Origin of the sequence: Rhodococcus globerulus NBRC 14531 (assembly GCF_001894805.1) — a bacterium.
Taxonomy (GTDB): Bacteria; Actinomycetota; Actinomycetes; order Mycobacteriales; family Mycobacteriaceae; genus Rhodococcus_F; species Rhodococcus_F globerula.
The window spans coordinates 409019-428127 of sequence record NZ_BCWX01000003.1 but is presented as its reverse complement, the minus strand read 5'-3'; the positions used below and the strand labels follow the sequence as shown (position 1 = coordinate 428127).

The 19109-nt window shown below is 60.9% G+C and carries 14 protein-coding genes and 1 pseudogene; 5 read left to right on the top strand and 10 right to left on the bottom strand.

The features are described 5' to 3' along the window. Positions 1-2: 2 nt before the first annotated feature. The 3 genes and pseudogenes from RG2_RS17250 to RG2_RS17240 all read right to left on the bottom strand — a co-directional run bounded on the left by RG2_RS17250 (position 3) and on the right by RG2_RS17240 (position 4947). Complete coding sequence (locus RG2_RS17250) at positions 3-575, bottom strand: hypothetical protein (RefSeq protein ID WP_051730465.1); 573 nt, start codon at positions 573-575, stop codon at positions 3-5. Beyond that, positions 572-1375 (bottom strand): annotated as a pseudogene (locus RG2_RS17245) (MerR family transcriptional regulator). The gene RG2_RS17250 and the pseudogene RG2_RS17245 overlap by 4 nt, the downstream one beginning before the upstream one ends. A gap of 116 nt (positions 1376-1491) precedes the next feature. Then, a complete protein-coding gene (locus tag RG2_RS17240) occupies positions 1492-4947 on the bottom strand; it encodes an indolepyruvate ferredoxin oxidoreductase family protein (protein WP_033234350.1) in 3456 nt (1151 codons plus the stop codon). Between the two features lie 267 nt (positions 4948-5214). Here RG2_RS17240 and RG2_RS17235 point away from each other — a divergent pair, with 267 nt between their 5' ends. Further along, a complete protein-coding gene (locus RG2_RS17235) occupies positions 5215-5970 on the top strand; it encodes a MerR family transcriptional regulator (protein ID WP_033234014.1) in 756 nt (251 codons plus the stop codon). Here RG2_RS17235 and RG2_RS17230 read toward each other — a convergent pair. Next, the gene (locus tag RG2_RS17230) at positions 5962-8607 is read right to left on the bottom strand and encodes a helix-turn-helix transcriptional regulator (RefSeq protein ID WP_051730464.1); all 2646 of its coding nucleotides are present in this window, start codon (positions 8605-8607) and stop codon (positions 5962-5964) included. The genes RG2_RS17235 and RG2_RS17230 overlap by 9 nt on opposite strands. Positions 8608-8849: 242 nt before the next feature. On the opposite strand from RG2_RS17230, the gene RG2_RS17225 reads away from it, so the two are divergent. Next, positions 8850-9869 (top strand): helix-turn-helix domain-containing protein, encoded by a 1020-nt coding sequence (locus RG2_RS17225; protein WP_033234013.1) that lies wholly within the window; start codon positions 8850-8852, stop codon positions 9867-9869. Here the strand turns inward: RG2_RS17225 and sthA are convergent. Further along, entirely contained in the window at positions 9853-11265 is a 1413-nt protein-coding gene (sthA, locus tag RG2_RS17220; RefSeq protein ID WP_033234012.1) for a Si-specific NAD(P)(+) transhydrogenase, read from the bottom strand. The two genes, RG2_RS17225 and sthA, sit on opposite strands and share 17 nt — an antisense overlap. Before the next feature lie 134 nt (positions 11266-11399). On the opposite strand from sthA, the gene RG2_RS17215 reads away from it, so the two are divergent. Genes RG2_RS17215 through RG2_RS17205 form a run of 3 tightly spaced genes read left to right on the top strand, consistent with a single transcriptional unit; the run spans position 11400 to position 13290 of the window. Further along, positions 11400-11858, top strand: a complete 459-nt coding sequence (locus RG2_RS17215) for a MarR family winged helix-turn-helix transcriptional regulator (protein ID WP_033234011.1) — start codon at positions 11400-11402, stop codon at positions 11856-11858. Continuing rightward, positions 11855-12280 carry an organic hydroperoxide resistance protein gene (locus RG2_RS17210; protein ID WP_033234010.1) on the top strand — a complete coding sequence of 142 codons (426 nt, stop codon included), beginning with the start codon at positions 11855-11857 and terminating at the stop codon, positions 12278-12280. The genes RG2_RS17215 and RG2_RS17210 overlap by 4 nt, the downstream gene beginning before the upstream one ends. Beyond that, positions 12280-13290, top strand: coding sequence for an NADP-dependent oxidoreductase (locus tag RG2_RS17205; protein WP_033234009.1), 1011 nt, complete (start codon positions 12280-12282; stop codon positions 13288-13290). Before RG2_RS17210 ends, RG2_RS17205 begins: the two co-directional genes overlap by 1 nt. An 88-nt stretch (positions 13291-13378) precedes the next feature. Here RG2_RS17205 and RG2_RS17200 read toward each other — a convergent pair whose 3' ends face one another. The 5 genes from RG2_RS17200 to RG2_RS17180 form a co-directional block, all read right to left on the bottom strand. Then, positions 13379-14254 carry an oxidoreductase gene (locus tag RG2_RS17200; protein ID WP_033234008.1) on the bottom strand — a complete coding sequence of 292 codons (876 nt, stop codon included), beginning with the start codon at positions 14252-14254 and terminating at the stop codon, positions 13379-13381. A gap of 49 nt (positions 14255-14303) precedes the next feature. After that, positions 14304-15236 (bottom strand): membrane protein insertase YidC, encoded by a 933-nt coding sequence (gene yidC / locus RG2_RS17195; protein ID WP_033234007.1) that lies wholly within the window; start codon positions 15234-15236, stop codon positions 14304-14306. Between the two features lie 115 nt (positions 15237-15351). Further along, positions 15352-15651, bottom strand: a complete 300-nt coding sequence (locus RG2_RS17190) for a DUF6412 domain-containing protein (protein WP_033234006.1) — start codon at positions 15649-15651, stop codon at positions 15352-15354. A gap of 28 nt (positions 15652-15679) precedes the next feature. After that, on the bottom strand, positions 15680-16528 hold the full coding sequence (locus RG2_RS17185; protein WP_033234348.1) for an alpha/beta fold hydrolase: 849 nt from the start codon (positions 16526-16528) through the stop codon (positions 15680-15682). Between the two features lie 168 nt (positions 16529-16696). After that, positions 16697-19051, bottom strand: coding sequence for an ATP-binding protein (locus tag RG2_RS17180; RefSeq protein WP_033234347.1), 2355 nt, complete (start codon positions 19049-19051; stop codon positions 16697-16699). Positions 19052-19109 lie beyond the last annotated feature (58 nt).

Genomic DNA, 19109 nt, shown 5'->3' with positions numbered 1-19109 from the left:
ATTCACAGCACCTTCGACAAAATTCCCACCAGATCGGCGGGTTCGTCGACGTACAGGCTGATCCTGTCGACAAATCCGCTCCGGCGGTATCGCGGGATCAACGCCGGAAGTTCGACGTGGATCGGTTGTCGCAGAACCACATCGACGTTGGTTCCGTCGAGATTCGGCAACGTCAACCGACTGCCTTCTAACTCCGGTGTTGTTGTGTCGAATCGACGCACACATGCCGCCGACGCCATAGACTCTCGGTCGATCGAAACGACAACTGTTCCGGATTGTCGCACCACGAACCGTGTGTCCGTCACGAAATGTGGATGAACCCGATGCAGAGCCAGGTAGCCGAACAGCACCACCAACGACCACACGGATGCCGCTGCAAGAATCACACTGAGCCACATCCATGGCACAAGAATGTGCAGCACCGCCATTTCGATGACGGTGGCAACGCCGAAAGCGACAGGAAGAACCAATGATCCACCGCTGGATCGAACAACGACGGCGCCTTGCTCCACAACTGCGTCACGGCCACGAATCCAGAGCCACAACGCCCCAAGTTTTGTGTTCGAGAATGTCATCGCCCCTCACCTTCGTCGGCTATTCGCGCCACGAGCGCGCGCTGAACCCGCAGTACTACCTCACGTTGCGCCGGGTCCGGAACAACATCGTCGAGCGAGACGGGCATGCCTAGCCCGACGTTGGACTGGGCCCTCAGGTCCGCAATTGTCTGCTCGTCGAATTGGGCCAGGATGCTGCAGGCGAGCTGCTCAATCGCGCTCTCGACCGAAACCGGCTCCTTCCCTTCGATACTCGACCAGTCCGACAGCGACGCGAGGTAACGGGAACGCTTCTCGTCATCCGCGATCACCGACGCATAGGAGTGTAAAAACTGCTCGGGAGCACTTCCCGTCATTGGCAGCACCTCGAGAAGATCTCGTTCACGCTCGAGCGCGCGCTGCACTCCCGGCGAAAACGCGGTATCGACGGCCTCGGTCAGAGCTGACGCAACGTCCGTAGGCAAGGCAGACACAGTGCGGCCGCTCTCGGCGTCCGCGAGCATCGACGTCAGTCCGACATGCCGACGCGCCAGTTTTGCCTGTTCGACTTCCACTGCCCCGATCAACGCTCGGAGATCGGCAACGGTATCGCTCACCCCTTCTCCCGAGGTGTCTGCGGCGAACAACGCCGCTATCGAACCCAACGGAACACCCCGCTCGGCCAACCAGCGAATGCGGACCAACCGTACGACGTCATCCATCGTGTACTCGCGGTACCCGTTTGCCCGCCGGACGGGTTACGCGAGCAATCCGAGCCGATGGTAGTGCCGCACAGTCCTCGGTGTGGTCTGAGCAGCCTCCGCTAGGCGTCCTATTCGCATGAACACAGTGTCAACCATGACGTAGCGTCAAGGTCAAGATTCATTGGCAATATCGCTGGAACACAACTGTGCCCCAGCGACAATGTCGCTGGGGCACAGTCATCCCTCGTACCGAGTTAGCCGTTGACACCCAACTCACGCAGGCGCGCCTTGTACAGTTCGACGTTGCCGAGCTTGACGTCCTCGTAACCACGAACCATGTCCGGGAGAGCCGCGATGTCGACGGCGCGGTCGTAACCTTCGGCGCCCAAGGCGCGGGACAGATCCGCGACGATGGTCTCGTACTGGTCGAGCAGTTCACGCTCGACCTTGCGGACGTGCATGTAGCCGAACGGATCGAGCTTGGTGCCGCGGAGTTTCTTGCCCTTCGCCAGAACCTTCAGCGCGACATGCGACTTCGGCCCGAACCCGATCTTCTTCTTACGACCCATCACCTTGAGGATCGGCGGGTGCAGCTTGTATGTCAGGTTCTCACCCGCAGGCACCTGGGACTTGACCTCGTCGATGAAGGCGGGATCGACCAGCATGCGAGCAACTTCGTACTCGTCCTTGTACGCGGTGAACTTGAACAGGCCACGGGCGACCGCTTCACTGAAGTCGGTGCGTTCGGTGGCGGCCCGCTCTGCGGTCCACACTGCCTGAACCTGATCGATGTACCGCGCAGCGACCTTGACGGACTGGAACTCGATCAACTGCGCAGCACGCAGTTCCACCAGTCGCAGGGTTTCACCAGCCAAGGTTGTCCCGGCGAACATGTGTGCCGGTGCGACGACCGGTGTGCGGACGGACTTGGCAGGCGTCGTGACGGCCTCGAACGCAATCGTGTCGGCAATTGCCGCGCGGCCCCAGCGGAATGCGGCGATATTTGCTTCCACCGCAACACCGTTGATGCCGATCGCCTCTTCGATGGCCTCAGCCGGAAGACGAAGTCCCCCGCTTTGGTAAGCCGCACCGATGAGCAGGAAGTTGGCTGCTGCCGTGTTACCGAACAACTCCTGGGCCGCGGCAAGTGCATCGAACGAACGCAGCGTCCGCGAGACCTTGTCAAGGCGAGCCAAGAGGGAGGACTCCTCCGGGTAGCGAACATCCTTGTCGTAGACCATGTCTCCGGTCGGCGTCTGCGACGTCGAGGCGATGGAGATGGTCGACTCGTGGTTGCCGTAATCGAGGTTCTTGTTGTCGGTCGCGGTCAGCAGGTCGAAGGCAACGATGCAATCCGCACTACCCGGGGTGAGCCGGTTGGACGGCTCGAGCGCTCCGGAACTGAAACGCAAGTGGGAGACAACGGGTCCGGCTTTCTGACTGAGACCGATCTGGTCAAGGCTCTCGACCTCGAGGCCGGCGCGCAGCGCTGCTGTTGCCAGCACCTGGTTGACGGTGACGATGCCGGTACCGCCGATACCCGCGAGGAAAACATTCTGGGTTGTGGTGAGCGGGCCCAGATCAGGATCTGCGACCACTGGCGGGACCGGACGAGCGGCCTTGGGAGCCTTCTTTCCGGGAACCAGTTCGACGGTCACGAACGAAGGGCAATCGCCGTCCATGCAGGTGTAGTCGGTGTTGCACGACGTCTGGTCGATCTTCGTCTTGCGACCGTACTCGGTGTCCACCGGCTGAACAGACAGGCAATTCGACTTCACTCCGCAGTCGCCACAGCCTTCGCACACCGCTTCGTTGATGACGACGCGAGTGTTGCGGGTGGGCAACGTGCCACGCTTGCGCTGACGCCGCGCGTCGGCCGCACAGTGCTGGTCGTAGATCAGGACCGTGACGCCCTTGATCTCGCGAAGTTCCTTCTGAGCTTCGTCGAGACGATCGCGGTGCCAGAGTTTGGTGCCCTTGGCCAGGGCACGCTTGCTGTGCCGGCCCGGATCGTCCGCACAGATGATGATCTGCTTGACGCCCTCGGTGGTCAGCTTGTGGCTGAGTTGAGCAACGGAGAGGGCACCTTCTGCGTCCTGCGCACCGGTCATCGCCACTACCTCGTTGTAGAGCAACTTGTAGGTGATGTTCACGCCTGCAGCGATGCACGCCTGAACAGCCAATTGACCGGAATGGAAGAAGGTGCCGTCGCCGATGTTCTGGAACAGGTGAGGCACGTCGGTGAACGGTGCCTGCCCGATCCACTGGCTGCCCTCGCCGCCCATCTGCGTCAAACCGGTGACAGCGCTGTCCTCACGGCCGGACATGGTGACGAGTGTGTGGCAACCGATTCCGCCGCCGCCGATGGAACCCTCGGGGATTGCGGTGGAACGGTTGTGGGGGCACCCACTGCAGAAGTACGCGGTGCGCTTGGCGGAGAGCACGTTCAGCGACAGCGGAGCCGGGAGGGTGCGCTTGAGCTCGACGTGCGGCTTGAGTACGCGGCGCAACGGGGCGAGCAACCGGCCTGCGGTGAGCTCACCACTCGCGGGCATGAGCAGACGGCCCTGGCCGTCGCGCTTACCGATGATGCGAGGCGCATCATCGATTCCGTAGAGGATCTCTCGAATCTGAGCCTCGATGAATGCCGTCTTGTCCTCGACCACGATGATCTGCTCGAGTCCGGTTGCGAACTCTCGCACCGACTCCCCCACCACCGGGTACGGCATACCGATACGGAGCAGCCGAATTCCCGCACGATGCAGGGCTGCGTCGTCGACACCCAGGTCTGTCAGAGCCTGACGTACGGAGTCGAATGTGGTTCCGGTAGCGGCAATTCCGATCTTGGCACCTGACGGATCAACCTCGATCACATCAAGATTGTTCGCGGCACCGTAGGCCTGCACCAGATCCCACCGGGGTCCGTACAGGTCGGCTTCTGCGATGACGCTGTCCGGCGGCGCCGCCATCTGACGCTGCTTGTAGACAAATGGCTTGCCCTCGAACTGCACCTCGGGCACCACGATGTCGAAGTCGGCGATGCTGCCGTCAACCGTCCACGCGCCGTCCGCTACGTCGGCAACGATCTTCAGGGCCACAACACAACCGGATGCGCGGGACAGCGCCACCGCGTGCATGCCCATCGTGATGATTTCTTCGGCGTTGCGGGGGAACAGAACCGGCACGCCCATTGCTGCGAGGGAGCGCTCACTCACTGCGGGTACGGTCGACGATTTGGATGCAGGATCGTCGCCCACCAGAAGCACGACGCCGCCCCTGGGGTTGACGCCGTACATGTTCGCGTGGCGGATGGTATCGGTAGCGCGGTCGACACCGGGCCCCTTGCCGTACCAGATGCCGGTCACGCCGTCGTGGGTCGCGGTTCCTGCAGGAAGGTCTGTTTGGCTACCCCACACCGCGGTGGCCGCAAGTTCCTCGTTGAAGCCCGGTATGAAGGTGATGTCGTGCTCGGCGAGCACCTTGGGCATCCCGTGGAGCATCTTGTCCACTCCGCCGAGGGGACTGCCCTGGTACCCGGAGACAAAGGTGGCGATCCGCTTGCCTGCGCGGATGTCGCGGACATGCTGTTCGACGAATCCGCGAGCGATTGCCTGAACACCGGTCAGCAACACCGGACCCGATCCCGACCGGTACCGATCGTCGAGGTCATAGGGCTTGGTCTGGGCTACGCCCGACACCAGTTCAGTCATCGTGACCACCGTTCCTGTCTTCAGCACATTTCGTTCTGTTCAGGTGATCGTTATCGAGGTATGAGAAAGCGTCAACAGAGGGCGCTTGAACTATTCAATACGATCATCAAGTGAGCTGGATCACCCTGGTTAGTTCATCGAATCGGTCAGCTGGAGACGCGTTCGTGACGACCGCGGAAATCAGGTGCAAAATTCCCCTTGACCTTGACGTTACGTCAACTTACACAATGGATACAGCGCACCGATAGAGGAAGGGAGTGGAAAACAGTGACCGAATGGTCCATCCAAGAGCTTGCCAAAGCTGCGGGAACCACCAGCAGAACCCTGCGCCACTACGGCGACCTGGGACTACTGAAACCCCATCGAACGGGAGCAGGTGGATACCGCTTCTACGACGACACAGCACTGGTTCGGCTTCAGCGAATCCTGCTGCTGCGTGAACTCGGCCTAGGACTGCCGGTCATAGCGGAGATTCTGGGCGGCGAACGAGACACAACAACCGCCCTGCACACTCACCTCGAACTGCTCGAACAAGAACGCGCCCGGATTTGTCGCCAGATCGATTCGGTGACAACAACATTGAGAAAAACCGAGAAAGGACTACCACTCATGCCTGAAGAAGTATTCGACGGCTTCGACCACGCTCAATACAAAGACGAGGTGATCGAACGGTGGGGTAGCGACGTATACACCAGCAGCGACAAGTGGTGGCGCTCGATGTCCGAGCAGGAGAAGACGTCTCACCTGAACGCGCACAAAGACATCGCCGCGGCGTTCGGCAAAGCCGCAGCAGACGGGCTCGGACCCGAATCCGACACCGTCCAGGCCATCACCCACCGCCAGTTCACCTGGGTCAAAACCGGTTGGCAGGGAAAGACTCCCAGCGCCGACGCATTTATCGGACTGGGACAGATGTACGTCGACGATCCACGATTCCGCGCCAACTACGACGTCCACGGTCCGGGTACGGCAGAGCTGATCCGCGACGCGATGACCGTGTACGCGGAGACCAATCTACGGTGAGAACCGTTGGCGCACCGGTTCTGCGCCGAGCAAGGATAGCCGGTGTGCCGCGGCAACAGCCTCGTCACGCGAATGGACACCGAGCTTTCGGTACAACCGCCGAATGTGACTTTTCATCGTGTTCTGGGTGACAAAGAGCTTCCGGGCGATATCGGCGATGGGCAGTCCGTCCGACAATCCGCGGAGCACTTCTGCCTCACGCCTGCTGAGGACCAGGCGTTCGATTGTCGGGGGATACATCTCTACCGCTTCGGATTCGAGAAAAGCGACAACAGAGCTGCTACGTGATGGTGCGCGCGTTTCGAGATCCTCGATCACTCGTCGCGGAATTGTCGAGAACGCGGAAAGAGCACCGGTGCGCTCGACCAATTCACAAGCCCTGGACCAGGAATCGCCGGCATCCGACCACTCGCCCAAACTGTGATATGCCGCGGTTTCTACCAGTTTCGCCTCGGTATGCACCCTGGGATAGAAATCTGCGCTCCAGTCGATTGCCCGGCATAGTTGCAGGGCTCGCTCAGGGTTCCCCGTCAGAAAGTAGGCACGTGCCGCCGAGACCTGCACTATCGGCAAGTGGTCCCCGAGAACCGCAGCCTCGCCAATTGCCTTGGCGCCTTCACCGGCGGCGAGGAGCAAATCGATGCGCGCGGCGCTCAGCATTGCGGCACCGCTCGAGACGCCACAGTTGACGGGCGGTTCGTTTGCGGCGCCGGCGCGTTGAAGAGTGACCAGCCCCGCGAAAGGATCGCGCCGAGCCAATGCCCACCGCGTCCGGGCATACGCTTCGAAGGCCCACACGTCGCCAGCCGGCGAGATACCGTCGAGAATCTCGATCGCCGCAGCAGCCGCGGAAAGATCCAACGTATCCAACGCAATCAAGAGCCGGGCGATTGCGCCGCCGATATGGGACGGCGGTCCCAGCCACCCGGGAACGTCGGGTTCTACCCCTTCCGCGAGAAGCCATTGCGACGCCTCCGAAAGTCTGCCGCGCAGAACCTCATTGAGCGCCGCATTGCCGGCTGAATGTCGCGCAACAAAACGTGGACCGCTGTGAAGCGCATCCTGGTATGCGATCGCCAATTGTGTGGCTGCGTCGTCGACATTGCCGACAAGTTGAAATGCGACACCCCAGATCAGACGCAGAGCTGGTAGCTGACTTCTGAACTCGTCGATCCGGCCGACATCCAGATAGTCCGCGATATCGACGAGAGTGCGTGCGACGTCGGCTGATCGCCCGTGCTCTCCCGATGCGCGCAACACGATAACTTGAACCGTTCCGCTGTTCAGTTGGGCGAGCACGTCGGTCATCGCAGCGACGTCCGCAAGTTCCGAGGACTCCGTGTTGTAGGTGTCGAGATCCACGGAGGGTGTACGCAACCGGAACTCCAGCATGTCGCGCCCGACCTGCATGGAACGACTTGCCGACATGATCTCTTCCGGCATGGACCACATAGCTTTTCGGAGCAACCCGGAATGCGCTACCAGGAGATCCGCCCAGTGCCGGCTGAGAATGGCAGCGACCTCCGACCAGTCCTGCGCGTCGATTGCGTAGTGGACCGCATCGGCGATATCACCGTGGTCGAGGCAATACCGCGACAGTAGGAGCAACCGCTCCCTGGAAGCACCGCCGGTTTCGTCGTCGATCCTCATCAGCGCTTCACGAACGGCAGGAGGAAAATACCAATTCTCCCGATGCCGGTCGCGGAACAACAAGGCGGACGATTCGAGCCGATTCATCAGCGGGGCAACGTCGACCCCCGGGACCAACAACTGCGCTGTTGCCACGGTAACAGTCCGCGCCGCAGCGATTCGAAGCGTGAAATTCGACAACTCGGTACGCGCAGCCTTCGGAGGCACCTGGCGCTTTGTGTAGCCGTAGAGCGCCAGATCGATGCGCTGCATAATTATCTCGCGGCTACGGGAGCGCTCCGGAAGCCCGCTCACGACATCCACAGCCACCTTCATCAGCGCGGGTACACCCGCCAACCGCCCGCAGATCGAGTGGACAACATCGGCAGGCACGGCAATACCGGCTCCGGAAAACAGTGCCACTGCTTCGTCCGGTGTGTATCGCAAATCGTCTACGGTCAGGCTCTCCTCGATGCGGACGTTGTCCAGGACCTCCACGGATGCTCGATCTTGCAGTGTGACAATTATTTTCAATCCCGGCACGTCGTCGATCAGGGCAGTGAGCCGCTCACCGAGGCCATGCCCCTCGATCAGATCCACCCGGTTGAACACCACCACGAACGGCACCGTCGATGCCGCAAGATACTCGCGCATCTTGCGTTCGGGGTACGCGTGATTATCCGCGAGCCTCGGAACTGCCTCGCAGGAATCCTGAATGACGGTCAGTGCCTTGTCCCAGTAGTCGATGTGATTTGTGGGCGCATCAGGCGCAGGCACCCACACCACCGGCCGATTCGGCAATGGAGCCGGGGCCGACAACCACAACCCGGCGAGTGCGGTTTTACCAAACCCACGGGGAGCGTCGAGAACAGTCAATCCCGACGGCGATTGCATCAGCTTGACGAGTCGAGCACGGGGCGTCGACGACGCGGCCCCCAGCAGCCTGCGGCGCACGGAGACACGACTTCTGGGCTTGCGGTCGATCGGGTCCGACTTCGATCCGGGCACTACGCGAGCCCTACTGCGGGCACGCCCCGAAACCGGGAGGCAAACCCCCGGCCCGAGCAGAAATTCCACACAGATCCGCGCATAGTCTCGACCATAGGCCCATGTCCACCGCAGTGTGAATGCGAAGCGTCTCCATTTCATGCCCGTTTTGTCTCGCATTGTGGCGCCGATCACTTATCTCTGCTATTTTCCGGAAAGCGCCCCTGACCTGGCCTATTTCACATAACATCCCCCGCGTGCCCATGATTGAGCCCCGGATTGACATATCCACGGGATTTGTGGACGCGGCGGACCGTGACGACTACTGGCGAGCAGCGACTCGGCCCTTCTACGTCACCGAACGCGCCGGCCGAGATGTCCCACTTCACGGGACGATCTCGGGTACTGCCACCGGGACGTCACTGATCGGCGAGACCACCGTCAACAGTCAGAACTACGTACGAAACCGTCGACTGATCACGGAAAGCGAACTGGACGATCACTACGTGGTCCAGGCGTGGACCGCCGGCGCGATGGGCGGCGACGCCGACGGTGTCGACTTTCTCGTCCGGACGAACGAGGTCTCGTTTGTCGATTTAGGCAAACCGCTTCGCGCGAGCGTCCGGACACACTCACAGCGCACTGCCCGCACGATCAGTCTGGTTGTGCCGCGTGCACTCGTCGAGGCCTCGTCGCACGGTCGCTCCTTGCACGGCACCGTCCTGACGGGCATGCCCGCGGTAGTTTTCTCGCAGTGCCTGCAGTCGATCTCGGACGCACTCCCACACCTCGACTTCGCTGGCGCGGCGCAGTACGAAAACGTTGTCGAATCGCTGCTGAAAGCCAGTGTGGGGCACGTTGCACCCGAGCAACAACTTCGAGCACCTCCGGAGGATCTTCGAGCGCGCGCCCTGGTGTACATTCTCGATCATCTCGGCGAGAGTTGGCTCAGCCCTACGACAATCTGCGTTGCACTGGCAGTCTCCCGGGCGCAGCTCTACCGTGCGTTCAACGACGACGGTGGGATTGCGCAGGTGATCCGCCGTAAGCGACTAGAACATGCGTACCGCGAACTGACGACACCGGATTCCGCCGACGCGTCCGTCGAAGATATCTCTCGCCGTTGGGGATTCACGTCAAAACCGCACTTCGTACGAGCCTTCGAGGCTTACTACGGCACTACTCCGAGCAGAGTGCGGCTCGAAGGCCGGCGCACGATCGGGAATCCGTCGATCAACCGCCTTCACCGCCACCTGACATCATTGTCTACTGGAACTGCTTGAGGGCCCTGATCTTGTTCATCACGTCGAGGGCAGCAACCTTGTACGCCTCAGACAGCGTCGGGTAGTTGAAGACCGCATCCACAAGGTATTCCACGGTACCGCCGCACCCCATGACCGCCTGTCCGATGTGGACGAGATCTGTTGCTCCCGAACCGAAGATGTGAACCCCGAGCAACTTGAGGTCGTCCGTGGATACCAGAATTTTCAGCATTCCGTATGAGTCGCCGGCGATCTGACCGCGGGCAAGTTCGCGGTAGCGCGACACCCCGACCTCGTACGGCACCGATTCCTCGGTCAAGTCGACCTCGGTTGCGCCGACATATGACACCTCGGGAATCGAGTAGATGCCGATAGGCTGCAAATCCATCAACTTCGCGCCAGGTTCTTCGAACGCGTGATACGCCGCCAGTCGACCCTGATCCATGGAAGTGGCTGCAAGAGCAGGGAATCCGATGACATCGCCGACGGCGTAAATGTGCTCGACCTTGGTGCGGAAATTCTCGTCCACGTAAATTCGGCCGCGGTCGTCGGCCTCGAGTCCGGCATTCTCCAATGCCAGAGGCGCGGTAAGACCTTGACGCCCAGCCGAATACATGACGGTTTCGGCTGGAATCTGCTTGCCGCTACCCAACGTGGTGAGAGTTCCGTTGGCGCCGACGTCGACGGCAGTCACCTCCTCACCGAATCGAAACGTCACCGCCAGATCCCGCAAGTGATACCGAAGCGATTCGATGATCTCAGGGTCGCAGAAGTCCAGCATCGAGGTTCGTTTCTCCACGACGGTGACCTTGGTGCCGAGCGCGGCGAACATCGACGCGTATTCGATTCCGATCACACCAGCGCCGACCACGACCACGGTGCCGGGAATGGACGTCAGATTCAGGATTCCGTCGGAATCGAGAACTCGGTGGCTGTCGAACGAGACGCCCGCCGGACGCGCAGGCAGTGTGCCCGTGGCGATCACGACGAACTTCGCGGTAATCGTCATCTTGTCGCCGCGCGAAGCATCCTCGACGAGGATGGTGTGCGCGTCGACAAATGACCCGACCCCGACCAGCAGTTCGACGCGGTTACGCAAGAGTTGTGATCTCACCACCTCGATCTCCTTGGTGATGACATGCTGCGTTCGAGCCAACAGATCCGCCGGTGTGATGTTTCCCTTCACCCGGTAGCTCGCGCCGTACAGTTCGCGCTGATTCATGCCGGTCAGATAGAGAACCGCCTCCCGCAACGTCTTCGACGGAATGGTGCCGGTATTGACACACACTCCCCCGAGCATGTTCCCCTTCTCGACCATGGCCACTCGTTTACCCAGCTTGGCGGCCGCGATTGCCGCCTTCTGCCCGCCCGGGCCGGAGCCGATGACAACCAGGTCATATTCCGTCGAATCGCTCATCGTTCAGAAGTACCGTCCACACGCGTCGGACAGGTGGCAGGCGTGTCAATACTCCGTGAACGACCGCAGGCGTCCAAGATAGATTTTGCACAGCTAGGTTGCGCACAACTAAACTGTGCGCTACAGTATTTCTTGTGACCAACCCGCTCGCTCTCGAACACCAACTCTGCTTCGCCCTCTACTCGGCGTCGCGAGCAACCACGGCCGCCTACCGAACCATGCTGGAGGACCTGGGAATTACGTATCCCCAGTACCTGGTCCTGCTGACACTGTGGGAACGCGACGGCCGCGGCGTTCGGGATATCTGCGACGCCCTTGATCTCGACACCGGCACTCTCTCGCCGCTCCTCAAGCGACTGGAAAGCCAAGGGCTCATCGAGCGCCGACGCCTGACCAGTGACGAGCGCCGCGTCGAGATTCACCTGACCGAGAGCGGTTTGGCACTGCGCAGCAAGGCAGAAGACATACCCCGCACGCTCGCCGAGGCAACGGGACTTGATCTCGACGAACTGGTGAAACTCCGGGAAGTCCTGGTCCGGCTAGGTAAGCACCTTCAAACATCCAACGCTGTCGACGGAAAGAAGAAGCCATGAACATCGTGTACACCGCAGAAGCACTGGCCACCGGCGAAGGTCGCAACGGCCACGCCCGCACCTCCGACGGACGCCTCGATCTCGGCCTGGCCATCCCGAAGGAAATGGGCGGCAGCGGCGACGGCACCAATCCCGAGCAGCTCTTTGCCGCCGGATATGCGGCGTGCTTCCACTCTGCACTGCAGATGGTCGCCCGAGCGGAGAAAGCCAATGTTGCGGACTCTGCGGTGGGCGCTCGCGTCGGCATCGGCCCGAACGACGCCGGCGGTTTCGGACTTGCTGTGACGCTTGAAGTTTCACTTCCCCATTTGCCCCATGAACAGGCCGTCGAGCTGACGGAGAAGGCGCACCAGGTGTGCCCGTACTCCAACGCAACTCGCGGCAACATCGAGGTCACCCTCGAAGTAAGTAAGGACGATTAATGAGTTCCACCCCCACAATCAGCCGCGAGATCCACCTTGCATCCCGGCCGAACGGTTGGCCGACCCCCGAGAACTTCTCCACAGTCGAGGTCGAGCTTCCCGAACTCGAAGACGGCCAGATCCTGGTGCGCAACATCGCGATCTCGGTCGATCCGTACATGCGTGGACGCATGAACGACGTGAAGTCGTACCTGCCGCCCTTCCAGATCGGCGCGGCTCTCGACGGTGGCGCAGTCGGAGAAGTTATCGCCTCGAAGTCCGCCGATCGCACTGTCGGAGACGTTGTTGTCCACGGCCTCGGGTGGCGCGAGTACGCGATTCTCGACGGGACAGCCGTCACTCCCGCTGATACGTCCATTGCCCCAGCCACGGCCTACCTCGGTGCGCTCGGCATGACGGGCCTCACCGCGTACGCGGGACTGACAGCTGTTGCCGAGTTCAAAGAAGGTGACACCGTATTCGTCTCCGGCGCAGCAGGAGCCGTCGGATCACTGGTCGGCCAGATCGCAAAGCTCCTGGGTGCCAAGCGTGTGATCGGCAGCGCGGGCTCTCCGGCGAAGGTCGCTCGTCTCCTCGAACTCGGCTTCGATGCCGCGTTCGACTACCACGACGGACCGGTCACCGAACTTCTCGCCGCTGCCGCACCCGACGGAATCGACGTCTACTTCGACAACGTCGGCGGTGAACATCTCGAGGCGGCTATCGACGCCATGAATTCTGGCGGCCGAATCGCGATGTGCGGAGCCATCGCTCAGTACAACACCACCGAAAAGCCCACTGCCCCCAGCAACTTGGCGGCAGCGATCGGCAAGCAGCTCACATTGCGCGGATTCCTGGTTGGCGGATACCGCCATCTCGGCCCCGAGTTCCGCACCCACATGGCGGGGTGGCTCGCCGACAACAAGATTGCGTGGGACGAGACCAAAGTCGAAGGTCTCGACAATGCCCCGCAGGCGTTCATCGATCTGATGCGCGGCGCGAACACCGGCAAGATGGTTGTCACGCTGTAACAGTGCAACTGCTGTAACAGTGCAACTGCTGTAACAGTGCAACTGCTGCGATGGCCGCGAATCCCACTGGGGTTCGCGGCCATCGGCGTCACATTCCGAACGACACTCCGGTCAACTTCTCGGAAAGCGTCCACAGGCCCGCTGCGGTCTCGGTATCGTGCGATTTCTTGTTCGAGCCAACCACTTTCGGGTATCCACGCTGCTCGAACGGACCGTCCGGGCCGATATAGCTGCCGCCGAATGCATCAGGAACGGTTGCCGCATACAGCTCCGGCAATGCGCCCATCTCCGCAGACTGCGCGATGATCCGGTTGCCGATGCCCATGAGCTTGTCGAAGACGGACTCGGTGTGGCCCTGCAGGTTTGTCGACGCATACCCCGGATGCGACGCCAATGCCTTGAGCGGCGAACCCGACGCAGCCAGTTTGCGTTGAAGTTCGTACGTGAACAGCAGATTGGCGAGTTTGGACTGCCCGTACGCCAGCCACCGGTTGTATTTGCGATGCTCGAAGTTGAGATCATCGAGATCGACGGTTCCCAGTTGGTGCAGTGCGCTCGACATCGTCACGACACGATCCGTCAGCTTGTCCTTCAGCAAGCCGGTGAGCGCAAAATGCCCCAGATGGTTTGTGCCGATCTGCATTTCGAAACCGTCGACCGTCCGGCGAAACGGTATCGCCATGACACCGGCGTTGTTTACCAGAACGTCGACGGCGTCGGTGGCGTCGGCAAATGCCCGCACCGACGCGAGATCCGCAAGATCGAGTTGCCGTACCACCGCGTTGGAACCGATCTCCGCCGCAATGGGTTCAGCCTTCGATGTGTCGCGGCACGCAAGTACTACGGTTGCGCCCGCTTTGCCCAATGCCCGTGCAACTACCTCCCCCAACCCACTGTTGGCCCCGGTCACCACAAACGTGCGGCCGGTCTGATCGACAACGTCTTCTGCAGTCCACTTGGTCATGAAATCCAGCGTACGTGTGTTACCAGCCGGTAGGGAGTGCTGATTTTCGTCACGATTTCCGTTTTGCCTTGGTCGGCTTGGCACCAGGAAGAGGCGCTGTGGACGCGGAGCCTGGCGGGATCTGAATATCTGCCTCGCGCTGCTCCGCCGCAATCCGGCCGTACACAAAATGCTGTTGCGCGAATGTCCAGCAGTTGTTGCTCACAAAATAGATCAGGATCGCGACCGGCACAAACGCACCGAAGGCAACCACTCCGACCGGAAACACCCACAACGCGAGTTTGTTCATGATCGCCGTTTGCGGGTTGACGGTCCCGGTGTCCACCTGCCTCGCGATAGATGCCCGCGACGTGAAGTGCGTCGCCACCGCGGCAAAGATCATCAGCGGAACTGCGACCAGAACTATGGACAGCCGGGTCACATCGCCAAACGCCTCCAATTGCGCGGCCGGACTCGAAATCATCGCCGACAGCGGCGCCCCGAACAGCTTCGCATCGAGAAACGACTGCACATCCGAGGCACTGAAAAAGTAGTTCGCAGTGTTCGCGTTGTCGGCGATGGACATGGGTTCGGTAGGGCTGAGGAACGGGACGTGGGTAGCCGCTCCCGTCCGATTGAACGACCGCAGAACGTGATACAGGCCGATGAAGACCGGAGCCTGAATAAGCATCGGCAAACATCCGAGCAGCGGGCTGTAGTCGTGTTCTTTCTGGAGCTTTGCCATCTCCGCGGCAAGCTTCTGATTGTCGCCGGCGTACTTCTTCTGCAATGCCTTGATCTGCGGTTGTAATTTCTGCATCACCAACTGCGTGCGGACCTGTTTGACAAACGGTTTGAAAAGAATCGCTCGGAGCGTGAAGACGAGAAACACCACGGACAGTGCCCAGACGACACCGCTGTCGGGTGCTCCCGAAACCAGGGAGAAAACCTTGTGCCAGAACCACAAGATTCCGGATACGGGGTAATAGATGAAATCAAGCATGATGAATGAACCTCACCAAGAGGCACGCTCGAGCAGAATGCGAGCGCGGGGAATGGTCGTGGGCTGAGCTTCGCTGACCGACCTACGACGGGTTTCTCACCCGCGCGGTGCCAGACTACAGACCAATTCCCGGAGCTCGGGGTTGTGGACGACCAGGGGCGTCCGGGCTGCTCTGCCTGCGGAAAGACCCACGCAGACAACGCTCGTCACGGGCCGGCCCACTCGACGAGCGCGCAAACAGTTGCAGAAGTTCGCTGCGGGGCGACGTCGCCAACGCGGCAACAACAAAAACCGCAATCGCGGTTCCCAGAACCGCGGCACTGCCCGATGAACCGAGCGGCGGAGTAGCGAGCATCGCGATGAACGGCAGCAGAAGCAGCAACAACGATCGCGTCGCCGTTCCCTGCCTGTTCATGGATTCGAAGATACACGGTAGTTGGCGGTCAACCGACGAGTTCTGTGGCCGAATCGGAAAGCACGTGCGTCAATAACTGCCCGAACAGTTCGGCGTCGTCGATCAGCCAGTTGTGGTTGCCACGAACTTCGTGAACTCGAGGATCTACGAGGGCGGCACGAATCGCGTCGAAGCTTGCGCGTGGGATCACCTGATCGCCGACGCTCCACAGCATCGACACCGGCATCGCACGTTCTGCCATCGTTTCGAACAGTGCGATGAGATCGGCGTTCCTGGCCAAGTTCGCCGTGCGCCACAACGAACCGGCATTGCGGACCGCATTGGGAACTACCTCGTCCAACAGCAACTGCATAGGTCCACGGGCCGGGAAGGTCGCAATGGCTTCAGCTATCGCCGAGCCGCACCAATTCAACAGCGGTCGCTTACGGATCGGGTACTCGCGCCCGGACGAATGTGACCACGCACCACCACCGACCGAGTTCACCAACACCAGCTGGGAAACCAGGGTCGGGCGATCATGTGCCACCGCTGCCGCCACTCCACCACCGAACGAATGTCCCACAACGGTTACCGGACTGTTCACCCCGATCGCGTCGAGAAATCGACCCACCCACTTCGCGTAGCCGTCAAAAGTGCGATCGCTCGGCTCGAGTTCTGCGCTGCCGCCGAGTCCGGGAAGTGTGGGCGCGATCACGCGAAAACCCCTATTGACCAGCGATGCAAGCGACGAACGATACGCACGCGGCGACAAGCCCCACCCATGCAGAAAAACAACCAACTCGCCGTCCCCGCCTGCCGCGAAGTCCACGCTTCGCGAGTCGACCACGGCTGTGTCCCATTCGATGGACGCATCGGGATCGGCGGTGTTGACGGGCATGATCGGATCCAGTTTCTCGGTCGGAAAGTGCGGTTGGCACTCGGTCGACCTCGACACTGCCGTGCATCCGACGTCTGAGCGACGGCCGAACTACCTGGATCGGTACCTGGATTTGTACCTGCATTTCGGGCACTGCGGTGACGACCTGGTGTTTTGCAGTAGAAGCCCTCACGGCCGATCTAGGGATCGCGCAGCGCCTTGCGATTCCTCTTCGTGTGCGTGAGAAACTGCCCACGCCGCGATCTGCGCCCGGGAATTGAATCCCAGTTTTGTCAGCACGTGCTCCACGTGCCCCTGAGCGGTGCGCACCGAGATGAAGAGGCGCTCTGCGATAGCGCGGTTCGTGAGGCCCTGAGCCACGAGTTCCGCAACTTGCTGCTCGCGGCGTGTGAGTCGAATTGCCTCGCTCGACGATGCAGCCTGGGCACTGCGACGCTCGTCGAGTGCGTATGCGACGGCTTCACCTTCGGTCATCACACTCCCTCTGTGAAACTCCTTGTCGAAAGCACTCTCACCCAGAGCCTTTCGAACACTCTTCATCGCCTTGTCGCGGAAACCCGACAACCTCGAGAGCCCGGTGAGCGGCCGCCCGATCTTCTGCCAGCACATCTCCGCGGCGCCGAGCAGAATCGCTGCATGCTTCCAATCACGTTGCGCTACAGCAGTCCACGCCAACGATTCAACACACCATGCGGCGTTCATCGAAGAATTGTCAGTTCGCAAACTACGTGTCGAATAGTCACTCGCACGCGCGAAGTCACCCCGAAGCCACGCCACGAGTCCGAGAAACCCCAATGCCTGGGCCTGATACGTCACTTCGTGCAGGGGCACGGTGACATCGAGACACTCGTCGTAACACTCCACCGCGCGCTCCAGAGAACCGGCAAGAATATATGCGAGACCGAGGACGCCCAAACCGATCACCACGTACTGCAGATTTTCGTCGAACCGAGACATCGCCAGAGCAGATTCCAACTTCGCTGTAGCAGTGTCGAATTCACCCGCAGACGCATTGACGTACCCGTCCGCCCACGCTGCCAAAGCTCGCGAACGCACGTCTCCCACGACCTCGGCAAGGCGCCAACCTTCGTCGACCAATTCGCGTGCACGCACGTAATCGCCCTGCATCGCGTGCGCCGCTGCGCCTCCGCACAAGACGTCCGCGCGATACATGTCCGTCTCGGCGGCTGTGGCGTCAAGGGTTCGATCAGCCCAGTACCGCAGCGGGCCGATCAGGCCGTCAGCCACCCACAGTTGGTACAAGGCGGCAACTATTCGAGTCGCAGACCGCACCTGTCCTGGCGTCGAAATCGAAAACTCCAGCGCGTCGTCTACATTGCGCTGTTCACGCCTCAACCATGCGATCCATTCGGCCTGCCTGCTGCTGATCCAGTCGGAATCCGCTCGGACAGCAAGATCTTCGAACCAATCGCGATGGCGGCGATGCACGTCGAACTGTTCCCCGGTGGCCTCCAACTTTTCACTCCCGTACTCCCGGAGAAGATCGAGAAGACGGTAGCGAACGACACCGTCGGATTCCTCACGAATGAGGATGGACTTCTCGACCAATCCGGTGACGATATCGAGCACTTCCGTCGAACTCATGTCCTGCCCGCACACACCTTCGGCAGCATCGAGGTCGAACCCACCCGAGAACACGCTCAGCCTTCCCCACAACCGTTGTTCCAGCGGCGAGCACAGGTCATAGCTCCAATCAATCGACAAACGAAGCGTCTGCTGACGACTCGGTGCGCCACGTCCACCCAAGGTGAGGAGACGGTAACGATCCGAGAGCCGATTCATGATCTGCTCCACAGACATACCCCGCAGACGGGCAGCCGCCAACTCGATCGGCAACGGCAATCCGTCCAGATCCTGGCAAATCCGAGCAACGGCATCCTTGTTCTCGTCGGTCAGCACAAAGCCCGGAACGACGGACGCCGCGCGCTCGGTGAACAGCGACACGGATTCGTACTGGGCAAGGCCCTCGAATTCGCGCGACTGTTGCTGTGGCGTCGTGAGCGAGGGAACTCGCATCGTCACCTCACCGCCCATTCCCAGCGATTCTCGACTCGTCGCCAGAATCTTCACCCCGGCGCACCGACGCAGAATCTCACCGGCAAACCGCGCAACAGAATCCACCAGGTGTTCACAGTTGTCGAGCACCAACAGCAGACTCCGGTCCGCGCAGTAGTCGATGATCGCGTGCAGCGGATCCGACGAGACCGGCCGCACACCGAGCCTCACCGCGACGTAGTCGTCGAGTAATTTCGGATCAGTCTGCTCGCCCAGTTCCACCAACCAGACCCCGTCGCGGAATGCTCGCTGCACCGTGCTCGCCAGACGGATGGCAAGTCGTGTCTTACCTACTCCGCCGATACCAGTCAAGGTCAGTAGACGCGATTCCTCGAACAACCTTCTGGCCTCGGATAACTCGCGTCGACGTCCGACAAAACTGCTCAGCTCATGGGGCAGATTCCCGATCACGCGCTGATCGGTCGCGCCCCGCGCCGCGGGTACCATCGACCGTCTCACTTCCTTCTCGAACCTTTTCAACGCTACCCCGTTCGTCCACGTCTGC